We start from the raw sequence: 12,063 nt of genomic DNA, 5'->3' as shown, positions 1-12,063 counted from the left end.
AAAAAAATGCCCCCCGTGCTGTATTCTCTCTATTAGTATACAGTACGGGAGAGCAGGAAAAGTTAAACTTTTTAAAAATAGCGCTGTGCAAATCTGACATCTTAAGGCCCGTCAGGGCCGTGTCTGACTTTTACTTCCTCACCGGCATCTTCTTATAGATACCCTGGAGCCGTTCCAGGGCTTCTTCCAGGGTCTCCCAGTTCTTGGCGAAGTGGAGCCGCATATACTGGGTGATGTTTTCATGGAAGAAAGCCGACCCGGGGACAGCCCCCACTCCCACATATTTGGCCAGATCCTCGCAGAATTCCGTATCGCTGGCGTAGCCGAAATCCGAAATATCCACCATGATGTAATAGGCCCCCTGGGGTTCCGTGTGCCGCAGGCCGATATCCCGGAGTCCCTTGAGCATCAGATCCCGCCGGTCCGTGTACAGGTCCCGGAGCCAGGTGTAATACCCATCCCCGAACCGGAGCCCGGTCACCGCCGCTTCCTGGAGAGGGGATGCCGCTCCCACTGTCAAGTAATCATGGACTTTCCGGGCTTCTTCGATGACCTTCGGCGGAGCGATGATATACCCCAGCCGCCAACCGGTAATGGAATAGGTCTTGGACAGGGAACTACAGGACAGGGTCCGCTCCCACATCCGGGGCAGCGTAGAAAAATAGATGTGCTCATAGGGTTTGTAGACAATGTGTTCGTACACTTCATCGGTGATCACCCACACATCGTATTTTTCCGCCAGGTCCGCGATGGTCTGGAGCTCCTGCCGGGTGAATACCTTGCCGCAGGGGTTGGAGGGGTTGCAGAGGATCAGTGCCTTGGGATGCTGCCGGAAGGCCGCCTCCAGTACTTCCGGGTCGAACCGGTAGTCCGGGGGCACCAGCGGTACATAAATGGGCTCTGCCCCGCTGAGGATGGCATCAGCCCCGTAGTTTTCATAGAAGGGGGAAAATACGATCACCTTGTCCCCCGGATCCGTCACCGTCATCACCGCCACCATCATGGCTTCCGTGCTGCCGCAGGTGGTGACGATCTCCGTTTCCGGGTCGATGTCCAGCCCAGTAAAATGCTTCTGTTTGGCCGCCAGGGCCTGACGGAAATTCGGGGCTCCCCAGGTCACCGCATATTGATGAGGTCCTGTGAAAGCCACCTGGCTCAGCCGTTCCTCCATTTCCTTCGGAGGATCCCAATCCGGGAACCCCTGGCTCAGGTTCACCGCCTGGTACTGCAAAGAGATCCGGGTCATCCGGCGGATCACTGAATCCGTAAAAGTCGCCGTCCGTAAAGATAAATCAGCCATATCTATCGTCCTTCCCTGGTTTAATTCCTAGTTATGTAGTGATATTTAGTATACTCCCCCAGGAAAAAGGAGTCAATGGGGTTGGAAGACACATCCAGGGAATCGGTGCTCTCTGACAGGACTTATTTGATTTCCCCTACATCCAGGCTGATATCCAGGGCCTTTACGCTGTGGGTCAGGGCTCCGATGCTGATCACGTCCACTCCGGCGGCTGCAGCGGCTTCCAGGTTATGCTCGTTGATGCCCCCGGACGCCTCCACTACAGCCCGGTGCTGGATCATTTCCACACATTCCTTCATGGCTTCCGGTGCCATGTTGTCCAGCATGATCACGTCGGCGCCCCCTTCCACTGCCTCCCTGGCCTGGGCCAGGCTTTCCACTTCGATCTCGATCTTGGTCATATGGCTGGCGTAGGCTTGGGCCCGGGCCAGGGCTTCCTTCACCCCGCCGGCTACGGCGATATGGTTGTCCTTGATCAGGATGGCGTCATAGAGGCCCAGCCGATGGTTATGGCCACCCCCGGTACGCACTGCATATTTTTCCAGGAGCCGCAGCCCCGGCGTGGTCTTCCGGGTATCCACCACCCGGGTGCCGTAGGGACGGGCCAGTTCCGCCAGTCTATGGGTCCGGGTGGCGATGCCGGACAGATGCTGGAGCAGGTTCAGGGCCAGGCGCTCCCCGATCAGCACGCTCCGGGCGCAGCCGGTGATCCTGGCGATGAGGGTCCCCGGTTCCAGCGCATCCCCGTCCTGGGCCAGGGCTTCAAAGGTCAAGCTAGGATCCAGCACCTGGAATACCTGCCGGGCCACCTCCACCCCGCACAGGATCCCTGTATCTTTGGCATGGATGATTCCCGTAGTCACCGCATCTGGAGGAAGCAGTGCTTCGCTGGTCAGATCCCCGCTGCCGATATCTTCCGCCAGCCATTCCTCCAGCTGCTTAGCCAACATTCTGCTGTACATGGATACGGCCTCCTTCGTTTTCTTCGATGCTGTGATGCTTCCAACAATCCCGGGGTTCCGGAAAATCCAGACGGTAATGAGCGCCTCGGCTCTCTTCCCGCCGGAGGGCCGCCTGGGCAATGAGCTGGGAAACCAAGATCTGGGCTTTCATATCCAGCTGATCGCTGTCGATGGCGGCTGTGCCTCTATATTTTCGGCCGATTGCCTCCATAGCGTCCAGAGCCTTTTCGATAGAGTCCCGGTCCCGGGCGATGCCCAACTGGCGGCTCATGATGTCCTGGAGGGCTTTCCGGTCTGCAGCCAAGATTTCCGGTGAAACGTTCCAGGGCTGGAACCGGGACTTCCAGTTCCCTTCTGCGCTGGACGGCTCATCTGCCGGAAGATCCCGGCACAGGGCTTGGGCCACTCTCCGGCCGAACACCAGTCCTTCCAGCAGGGAATTGCTGGCCAGACGGTTGGCTCCCTGGAGACCGGTACAGGCCGCTTCCCCGCAGGCATACAGATGGGCGATGCTAGTATGGCCCCAGGCATCGGTGCGGATGCCCCCCATCATATAATGGGCCGCCGGCGCGATGGGGATCCGTTCCTTCCGCATATCCACTCCATATTCCCCCAGGGTCTGGAAGATCATGGGGAACTTCTCTTCTACTTTATCGATCCCCGTGGCATCCAGCAGCACATGGTCACTGCCGCAGCGCTTCATCTCCGTGGCGATGGCCCGGGCCACCACATCCCGGGGCGCCAGCTCCTTCATAGGATGGTACTCCGGCATGAACCGTTCTCCCTTGGTATTGTACAAAAGGGCTCCGGCTCCCCGGACCGCCTCCGAGACCAGGAAGCTGGGGCAGCCGGGAAGAGCCAGGGCCGTAGGATGGAACTGGACGAATTCCATATCCATCAATTCAGCCCCAGCCCGGTAGGCCAGGGCCAGTCCGCTGCCCACTGCCCCTTCGGGGTTGGTGGTATGGGCAAAGAGACGGCCCACCCCGCCGGTAGCCAGTACCGTGCCCCGAGCCTGGATATGGACCATTTTCCCCTGATGGAGGGCCATGGCACCCTTGCAGATGCCGTCCTGCATCAAAAGATCCGTCACATAGCAGTGCTCCAGGCTGCGGATCCGTTTTTCCCGGCCGGTGATCGCCCGGAGGGCCCGGGAGACTTCCGCTCCGGTGCTGTCCCCATTAGCATGGACGATCCGGTTCCGGCTGTGGCAGCCTTCCCGGCCCAAAGAGAGGGTGCCATCGGGATTTTTATCGAACTGGGCTCCATGGTGGACCAGATCCAGCACCGCCTGGGGCCCTTCCGTCACCACGATCTTCGCCATGGTTTCATCGGTGAGCCCGGCTCCTGCCACCAGGGTATCCTGATAATGGAGACGGGGATCATCGTCTTTGCCCAGAGCCGCTGCGATGCCGCCCTGGGCTTTGGCCGTATTGCTGTCCCGTAGCTCATCCCGGACCGCCACCAGCACTTCCCGGCCCGCTTCAGCCAAGGACCAGGCGGTCTGCAGCCCGGCAGCTCCGGACCCGATTACCAGGATATCCGTCTGTATCACCGGCGTATCCGCCGTGTCAAAATTCGTCCAATAGGTTTCCATGAGGAATCCTCCTTTGATAAGGGGCTGCCAATGGGGCAGCAGCCTGTCATACGTCATAGGGCATACGCCAATGGAAGGAATCGATTGATGGGTTCCCTTCATTGCCTGCGGAGCAGGCTTCCTTCGGCAATTGATAATTCACCATTAACAGCCAGTATCACTTCACTGCCAGCATCCGTTCCAAGGCTATCCTTGCCTTTGTCCGGATCTCTTCTGGTACCACGATCCGAGGTTCCAGCGTCTCCAGGGATTTTTTCACCAGTTCCAGGGTGGTCTTTTTCATGTTGGGACACAGCAGGTTGCCGCCGGCCATGTAGAACTTCTTATGAGGGCATCTCCACGCCAGCTGGGTCAGCACCCCGCATTCTGTAGCGATGATGAATTCCTGATCAGGGCTCTGTTCCGCATAATGGACGATTCCCATGGTGCTGCCCACATAATCCGCCAGGGCCCGGACTTCCGGCCGGCATTCCGGATGCATGAGTATTTTGGCTGTCGGATGCTCTTTTTTGACCGCTTCCACTTCCTCCACGCTGAGCGCATGATGGGTGGGGCAGGCTCCCCGCCAGGGCAGGATGGTGTGATGGGTCTTTTCCGCCGTAAAAGTAGCCAAGTTCTGATCCGGGACGAAAAGGATGGGCTGCTCTGCCGGCAGGCTTTCGATCACTTTCACCGCATTGGAGGATGTGCAGCAAATTTCACTGAGGGCCTTGACGCTGGCCGGGGTATTCACGTAGGAAACCACTTTGTATTCCGGATAGTCTGACAGAAAAGCCTTTACCCGCGCTTCCAAGGTATCGTCGAACATCCGGCAGCCCGCGTCGATGGCCGGCAGCAGGGTGATTTTCTCCGGGGAAAGGATGTTGGCCGTCTCTGCCATGAACCGGACCCCGCAGAAAACGATCACATCCGCATCGGTCTGGGCGGCCTGCTGGGACAGGGCAAAAGAATCACCGCAGAAATCCGCGATTTCCTGGATTTCCTCCGGCTGGTATACATGGGCCAGGATCACAGCATTCCGTTCTTTTTTCAAACGGGTGATGGCATCGAACAAGTCTTCCATGGGTCAGGTCTCCTTTGAGAAACGAAGGATGCCGCAGCAAGGCACCGCTCCGAAGTATTGGGTACATTATACACGATTTTTCCTTTATTGTCATGTCAACAGATGTCAATAGATAATGCAATGAATCCATTGTAGCTGTTTTCCGGAGAAAGTGCAAGGATATCGCGAGTCGCGACTCACGACCTGTGACCTTTTCCATTAAAAAATGCTCCCTGGAGGGAGCATTTTATCCTTATGAACTTATTCCACCGTCACGCTCTTGGCCAGGTTCCGAGGTTTATCCACGTCGCAGCCTCTGGCCAGGGCCGCGTAATAAGCCAGCAGCTGCAGAGGGATGACAGCCAGGATGGGCGCCAGATCTTCATCGGCTTTGGGAATGATGATTACATTGTTGGCATGTTTGGCCAATTCCGTATCCCCTTCCATACCGATGCCGATCACGATAGCTCCCCGGGTCTTCACTTCCTGGAGGTTGCTGATGGTCTTGTCATAGATGTTGGACTGGGTAGCCAGGACGATTACCGGCACCCCTTCCGTAATAAGCGCCAGGGTCCCGTGCTTCAGTTCTCCCGCAGCATAAGCTTCCGCATGGATGTAGGAGATTTCCTTCAGCTTCAGTGCCCCTTCTAGAGCTACTGCATAATCCAGGCTCCGGCCCAGGAAGAAGGCGTCTTCCCGGTTGGCATAATTGGTGGCATAGACTTTGATCTGGTCCACATGGTCCAGGATATCGTGCATCTGTTCCGGCACCGCCAAGACGCTCTGGATCAGTTCATGGAGCCGTTCATCGCTGATCTTCCCTTTGATGTGGGACACATACATGCTCAGCAGCAGCATGACGATCAGCTGGGTGGTGTAGGCTTTGGTGGAAGCTACGGCGATTTCCGGTCCCGCATAGGTGTAGACCACCTGGTCGGCTTCCCGGGCGATGGAAGACCCTACTACATTGGTGACAGCCATGGTCTTAGCTCCCCGGCGCTTGGCTTCTTTCAGGGCTTCCAGGGTATCGCTGGTTTCCCCGGACTGGCTGATCACGATGCACAGGCAGCTTTCATTGATGATGGGATCCCGATACCGGAATTCCGAAGCGATATCCACTTCCACCGGGATCCGGGCCATCTTCTCGATATAGTATTTGCCCACGATGCCTGCATGGTAGGCCGTGCCGCAGGCCACGATGAAGATCTTCCGGATATCTTTCAGGGTCTCCGCGGTCCAGTTCAGTTCACTGAACACCACTTTGTCGCTATCTTTATCCACCCGGCCCCGGAGGGTATCCCGGACGGCCTTGGGCTGTTCGTAGATCTCTTTCAGCATGAAATGTTCGAAGCCGCCTTTTTCTGCTGCTTCTGCATTCCAGGTAACACGGAAGACTTTTTTGTCGAGTTTCTTTCCTTCCAGGTCTTTGACAGTGACCCGATCCGGTTCTACGATGGCCATTTCCCCATCGCTGAGGATATAGGTATCCCGGGTCTTGCTAATGATGGCCGGGATGTCGGAAGCGATATAGTTCTCGCCCTTGCCCAGGCCGATGACCAGCGGGTTATTCTTCTTGGCGCAGATCAGCTTGCTGGGATCCTTGGCGCAGAGGAACACCAGGGAATAGGACCCTTTGATGGTGTGGAGCACCTTCCGGACGGTGCTTTCAAAATCCCCGTCCCACAGATCTGCCATGAGATGGGCTACGATTTCTGTATCGGTTTCGGAACGGAAGTGATGGCCTTTCTTCAGCAGGGCCTGCTTCAGGGGCATATAATTTTCGATGATGCCGTTGTGGACCACGGCAAACTGTCCGCTTTCATCCGTATGGGGATGGGCGTTGATATCGCTGGGTTTCCCATGGGTGGCCCAGCGGGTATGGCCGATGCCCACCGTGCCCGCCGGTTCATGGCCTACGATTTTCTGCCGCAAGGCATCCAGCCGGCCTACGCATTTTTCCACGTCGATCTTCCCATCGTTGTAGACGGCGATGCCGGCAGAGTCATACCCTCTGTATTCTAATTTGCTCAGGCCTTCCATCAAAAAGGGAGTCGCCTGATGGCGTCCGATATATCCTACGATTCCGCACATAGTTGTGCCCTCCTGCGATTCTTTGTAGTTACCGTCTGCCGCCGTCCCTTCTGTATCCCCCTGTTACCAGAGGGGTTTGTAAGACAGCTTACGGTCTGCAGCTTACCGAGAGGCATCCGCTGACGGCTCGATGGACCTCTTCCTCGTCGGCCAGGCCGGAGCCTGGCACCTGCGCTCTAAGATTTGCAGAAATCCCTTCAGCCCGTTCCCCCTCAAAAACGAGCGGCTCCCCAGTCCGGTATGCCCGGAGAGCATGTTCCTGCAGATACTTTATGATACTATGTTTTGGGCATGGGGTCAAGAAAAGGGGGTGTGAAAGAATTCACACCCCCTTTTTTTATGCCAACTCTTTCCGTACCACTTCCGCGATGGCTTCGGTGATATTGTCCAGTTCCACCTGGTTGGGGCCCTGGGCCATGATCCGGATCAAGGGTTCCGTACCGCTGGCCCGGACCAGCACCTGCCCGTCGTCTCCCAGTTCTTCCGTATATTTCCGGACCACCTGGGCGATGGCCTGGTTCTCCTGCCAGCCGTTCTTGTCCTTCACCCGGACATTGAGCAGGGTCTGGGGATATTTCACCATCAGGGCCCCCAGCTGGGACATGGTCTGGTTGTGGCGCACCAGGCTGCCCAGGAGCTTCACCCCGGTCATCATCCCGTCCCCGGTGCGCACCAGGTCTCCAAAGATGATGTGGCCGGACTGTTCGCCCCCCAATTTGTAGTCATGCTTCAGCATCTCTTCCAGCACATACCGGTCCCCTACGGAGGTCTTCACCGTAGTACCGCCATGTTCCTTCATGGCCTTGGCCAGGCCTACGTTGCTCATCACCGTGGTGACCAGCACATTGTCCTTCAGCTTCCCGGCCCGCAGCAGATCCAGGGCGCAGATCAGCATGATCTGGTCTCCGTCCAGCACTTCACCGTTTTCATCCACAGCCAGCAGCCGGTCCGCATCCCCGTCGTTGGCCAGGCCGCAGTCGGCCCCCACTTCCTTCACCTTAGCCTGGAGAGCTTCCAGATGGGTGGAACCGCAGCCGTTGTTGATGTTGATCCCGTTGGGTTCATGGAAGATGGGGATCACATGGGCCCCCAGGGTCCGGAGGATGGCCGGAGCGATCTCACTGTTGGCCCCGTTGGAACAGTCCATGACCACCTTCAGGCCGTTCAGCTTCACATCGGCACTGTCCACGATATGCTTCACATACAGCATGCCCATATCCGGTTCCTGGATCACCCGTCCCAGGTTGGATCCGGTCACCGTCTGGGTATAATCCACCGGCTGGTTCACGATGGCTTCGATCTCGTCTTCCACGGCATCCGGCAGTTTATAGCCGGTCCGGGCAAAGAACTTGATCCCGTTGTCCTCAAAGGGGTTGTGGGAGGCGGAAATCACCACCCCTGCATTGGCTTCCAGCTTTTCTGTCAGATAGGAAACCGCCGGTGTGGGGATGACCCCTAAGAGATGGGCATTGCCCCCGGCGCTGCAGATGCCAGCAGCCAGAGCGCTTTCCAGCATGGTGCCGGAAAGACGGGTATCCCGTCCAATCAGGATCTTGGGAGATTTCACCTCCCGTCCGAAATACTGAGCCGCCGCACGGCCCAGCTTATATGCCAGTTCCGCATTGAGTACAGGACCATTGGCGACGCCGCGGACGCCGTCCGTTCCAAACATTCTAGCCATCAGAACCCTCCAACTTGCATAGGTATTTGCTGCTTATTTTTCTTCTTCTACTTTCCGGCCTGCCATTTCCACCAGCATTTCGCCAGGGGTGATATTATGGTAAGCCAACAGCACTAAGCAATGATACCATAAATCCCCCATCTCGTAAACAACCTGGTCCGCATCGCTGTTCTTGGAAGCCAGGATGGTCCGGGTAGTGTTGGCGCCCAGTTCCGTCAAGAGATTGTCCTGGCTGGGGGCCGGCAGCAGCTTCTGGGTCTCTTTCTGCTTTTCCTGATAGCAGACGATCTGCTTGTACAGTTCGTTGATCACCTGGGGCAGCCGGTTATCGGCCACAGGCAGGCTTTCCCCAGAGGCGCTGTTCCACAGGGGATTGAAGAAGCAGGAATAGTTCCCGGTATGGCAGGCGGCGCCCTTCTGCTCCACCTTTACCAGGAGCGCGTCTCCGTCGCAGTCATAGGTGATGCTGTACACCTTCTGGGTGTGTCCGCTGGTGGCTCCCTTGTTCCACAGTTCCTGGCGGCTCCGGCTCCAGAACCAGGTATAGCCGGTTTCCACCGTGCGGGCCAGACTGGTGCCGTTCATGTAAGCCAGCATCAGCACCTTGTCCGTCTTCACATCCTGGACGATGGCAGGGATCAGTCCTCTGTCATCGAACTTCAGCTTGCTGATATCGATTTTCATAACCGTACGTCCACTCCTTTGCTCCGCAAATATTCCTTCACCTGGCGGATCGTGAATTTCCTGTAATGGAATACGGAGGCGGCCAGCGCCGCATCAGCTTTCCCTGCTGTAAGGACTTCGTAGAAATCTTCCAAGGAACCAGCTCCCCCGGAAGCGATCACAGGCACAGGGACCGCTTCGGCCACTTTCCGGGTAAGGGGGATGTCGAAACCATCCTTGGTGCCGTCCGCATCCATACTGGTCAGGAGGATCTCCCCTGCCCCCAGGGATACGGCTTTCTTCACCCATTCCAGGGCATCCAGGCCGGTGGGCGTATGTCCCCCGTTGATGTACACTTCCCAGTAATCTTCTCCCCGGCGTTTGGCATCTACGGCCAGGACCACGCACTGGTTCCCGAAGGCTTCCGCGCCCCGGCTGATCAGGCTGGGATCCTTGACCGCTGCCGTGTTGAGGCTGGTCTTATCCGCCCCGGCCAGGAGCACGGCCCGCATATCCTCGATGGAAGAGATGCCGCCGCCCACGGTCAGGGGCATGAAGACTTCCCGGGCCGTCCGTTCGATGGTCTCCACCATGGATTTCCGTTTTTCCAGGGAAGCGGTGATATCCAGGAACACCAGCTCATCGGCCTGTTCCTTTTCGTAGAGGGAAGCCAGTTCCACCGGGTCTCCGGCATCCCGGAGGCTGACGAAATTGGTCCCCTTCACCACCCGTCCGTCCTTTACGTCCAGACAGGGAATGATCCGTTTTGCCAGCATGGCTCTACGCCTCCTTCGCAATCGCAACAGCCTGGCGAAGGTCGATGGCGCCGGTATACAGCGCCTTACCTATAATACACCCTTCTATGCCATCTGTTTCTCTTTTTTTCAAAATTTTCAAATCTTCCAGGCTGGCCACCCCGCCGCTGGCTGTCACCGCCAGGCCGGAAGCCTGGGCCACCTTCACCGTGGCTTCTACGTTCACCCCGCTGAGCATGCCGTCCCGGGCGATATCCGTGAAGATGATCCGCTGTACGCCGGCTTCCGCCATTTTCCGGGCCAGTTCGTCTGCCTGGATGTGGCCGCTGGCTTCCCAGCCTTCCACTGCCACGTCTCCGTTCTTGGCATCGATGCCTACCACGATCCGGCCAGGATACTTTTCACAGGCTGCCTTCACCAGATCCGGATCCTTCACCGCGGCGGACCCCAGGATCACCTGGTGGACTCCCCGGTCCAGCAGACGGGCAATGTGTTCCATATTCCGGATACCGCCCCCCACTTCAATGGGGATGTTCCCCTGTTTCAGGATGGCGTCGATGGACTGGAGGTTCCGGCTTTCCCCGGCTACCGCTCCGTCCAGATCCACCACATGGATGCAGCTGGCCCCCTCATCGGCCCACTTCCTGGCCATGGCACCGGGATCGGTGCTATAGACTGTCTCTTTGGAAAAATCGCCCTTCACCAGGCGGACGCAGTTGCCTCCCCGCAGGTCGATGGCTGGATAGATGTTCATAGTTTCCACTCCTTGAAGGCTTGCAGCATGGCCAGACCGGCGAAAGAGGACTTCTCCGGATGGAACTGGAAGCCCTGGACGCTGCCCTGGCCCACGCTGGCCGTAATCTGGGTCCCGTAATCGCAGACCGATGTGATGATGGACGGATCTTCCGGCACCGCATGGAAGCTGTGGACGAAATACACATACTTCCCGTCTGCTTCCTGCAGCAAAGGGGAAGGGTTCACCGTAGAGATCCGGTTCCACCCCATATGGGGGATCTTGTACCCTGTGACGATTTTCTTCACCTGGCCCTTGAAATACCCCAGGCCCTTCACTCCCGGTGCTTCCTCGCTGCCTTCAAAGAGCAGCTGTTCGCCCAGGCAGATTCCCAGGAAAGGCTTGCCGCTGTGGAGGGCTTCCTGGACTGCTTCTTCCAGGCCCCGGCTGCGCATGGTATCCATACAGTCCCCGAAGGAGCCCACCCCTGGCAGAATCACTTTGGGAGCGGCTGCGATGACCTTGGGGTCCCCGGAGACCACCGGGCTGGCCCCGATCTTCAGCAGGCCGTTGTAGACGGAATGGAGATTGCCCCGTCCATAATCGATGATCACAATGGTGTCCTTATCCATCTTACAGCGCCCCCTTGCTGCTCATGACCCCGTGTACCCGGGGATCCATGGCCACTGCCTGGCTCATAGCCCGAGCCACCCCTTTGAAGATGGCTTCCAGCATATGGTGGGTGTTCTTCCCGTAGGGTACGTTGATGTGGAGGGTCAGACCGCAGTTCATGGCCAGGGCCCGGAAGAAATCCTCGCCCATTTCCGTATCGAAATTCCCCAAAGTCACCCGGGGGATGAGTTCTGCATTCCACACCAGGTAGGGCCGGCCGGAAAAGTCCAGGGCGATTTCCGCCAGGGCTTCATCCATGGGCAGCAGGAAACTCCCGTACCGATGGATGCCCTTTTTGTCTCCCAGAGCCTGGGCAATGGCCTGGCCCAGGGCGATTCCCACATCTTCCACCGTATGATGGCAGTCCACTTCCAAATCCCCTTTGGCCCGCACTTTCAGATCCATGAAGGAATGGACCGCCAGGAGGGTCAGCATATGGTCCAGGAAGCCCACTCCGGTAGCGATGTCCGCCTTGCCGGTACCGTCCAGGTCCAGTTCCACCAGGATCTGGGTCTCTTTCGTATTCCGTTCCACTTTCCCTTGCCGCATAACCAATGGCCTCCCTTG

The 12,063-nt window shown here is 57.7% G+C and carries 11 protein-coding genes; all 11 read right to left on the bottom strand.

Translation table 11 applies throughout. The annotated features are described in order from the left end of the window. Window positions 1-130: 130 nt before the first annotated feature. The 11 genes from ACTUHY_RS01665 to hisB all read right to left on the bottom strand — a co-directional run bounded on the left by ACTUHY_RS01665 (window position 131) and on the right by hisB (window position 12,045). Window positions 131-1,300, bottom strand: a complete 1,170-nt coding sequence (locus ACTUHY_RS01665) for a pyridoxal phosphate-dependent aminotransferase (protein WP_442826366.1) — start codon at window positions 1,298-1,300, stop codon at window positions 131-133. A gap of 122 nt (window positions 1,301-1,422) precedes the next feature. After that, entirely contained in the window at window positions 1,423-2,262 is an 840-nt protein-coding gene (nadC, locus tag ACTUHY_RS01660) for a carboxylating nicotinate-nucleotide diphosphorylase (protein WP_442826365.1), read from the bottom strand. Then, window positions 2,240-3,859 carry an L-aspartate oxidase gene (gene nadB / locus ACTUHY_RS01655; protein ID WP_442826364.1) on the bottom strand — a complete coding sequence of 540 codons (1,620 nt, stop codon included), beginning with the start codon at window positions 3,857-3,859 and terminating at the stop codon, window positions 2,240-2,242. Before nadB ends, nadC begins: the two co-directional genes overlap by 23 nt. 157 nt (window positions 3,860-4,016) lie before the next feature. After that, entirely contained in the window at window positions 4,017-4,922 is a 906-nt protein-coding gene (nadA, locus tag ACTUHY_RS01650; protein ID WP_442826363.1) for a quinolinate synthase NadA, read from the bottom strand. A 240-nt stretch (window positions 4,923-5,162) separates the two neighbouring features. Next, window positions 5,163-6,992, bottom strand: coding sequence for a glutamine--fructose-6-phosphate transaminase (isomerizing) (gene glmS, locus ACTUHY_RS01645; protein WP_442826362.1), 1,830 nt, complete (start codon window positions 6,990-6,992; stop codon window positions 5,163-5,165). A gap of 337 nt (window positions 6,993-7,329) precedes the next feature. Next, on the bottom strand, window positions 7,330-8,673 hold the full coding sequence (gene glmM, locus ACTUHY_RS01640; RefSeq protein ID WP_442826361.1) for a phosphoglucosamine mutase: 1,344 nt from the start codon (window positions 8,671-8,673) through the stop codon (window positions 7,330-7,332). A gap of 33 nt (window positions 8,674-8,706) precedes the next feature. Continuing rightward, entirely contained in the window at window positions 8,707-9,357 is a 651-nt protein-coding gene (hisIE, locus tag ACTUHY_RS01635) for a bifunctional phosphoribosyl-AMP cyclohydrolase/phosphoribosyl-ATP diphosphatase HisIE (RefSeq protein WP_442826360.1), read from the bottom strand. Continuing rightward, a complete protein-coding gene (gene hisF / locus ACTUHY_RS01630; protein ID WP_442826359.1) occupies window positions 9,354-10,112 on the bottom strand; it encodes an imidazole glycerol phosphate synthase subunit HisF in 759 nt (252 codons plus the stop codon). The genes hisIE and hisF overlap by 4 nt, the downstream gene beginning before the upstream one ends. Window positions 10,113-10,116: 4 nt before the next feature. Further along, entirely contained in the window at window positions 10,117-10,845 is a 729-nt protein-coding gene (gene hisA, locus ACTUHY_RS01625) for a 1-(5-phosphoribosyl)-5-[(5-phosphoribosylamino)methylideneamino]imidazole-4-carboxamide isomerase (RefSeq protein WP_442826358.1), read from the bottom strand. Continuing rightward, window positions 10,842-11,456 (bottom strand): imidazole glycerol phosphate synthase subunit HisH, encoded by a 615-nt coding sequence (gene hisH, locus ACTUHY_RS01620; protein WP_442826357.1) that lies wholly within the window; start codon window positions 11,454-11,456, stop codon window positions 10,842-10,844. Before hisH ends, hisA begins: the two co-directional genes overlap by 4 nt. Before the next feature lies 1 nt (window position 11,457). Further along, on the bottom strand, window positions 11,458-12,045 hold the full coding sequence (gene hisB, locus ACTUHY_RS01615) for an imidazoleglycerol-phosphate dehydratase HisB (protein WP_442826356.1): 588 nt from the start codon (window positions 12,043-12,045) through the stop codon (window positions 11,458-11,460). Window positions 12,046-12,063: the final 18 nt, after the last annotated feature.

Origin of the sequence: Acidaminococcus nyctereutis, assembly GCF_052216985.1 — a bacterium.
Taxonomy (GTDB): Bacteria; Bacillota; Negativicutes; order Acidaminococcales; family Acidaminococcaceae; genus Acidaminococcus; species Acidaminococcus fermentans_A.
The sequence above is the reverse complement of the archived record's forward strand: the minus strand, read 5'-3'. Positions and strand labels throughout refer to the sequence as shown.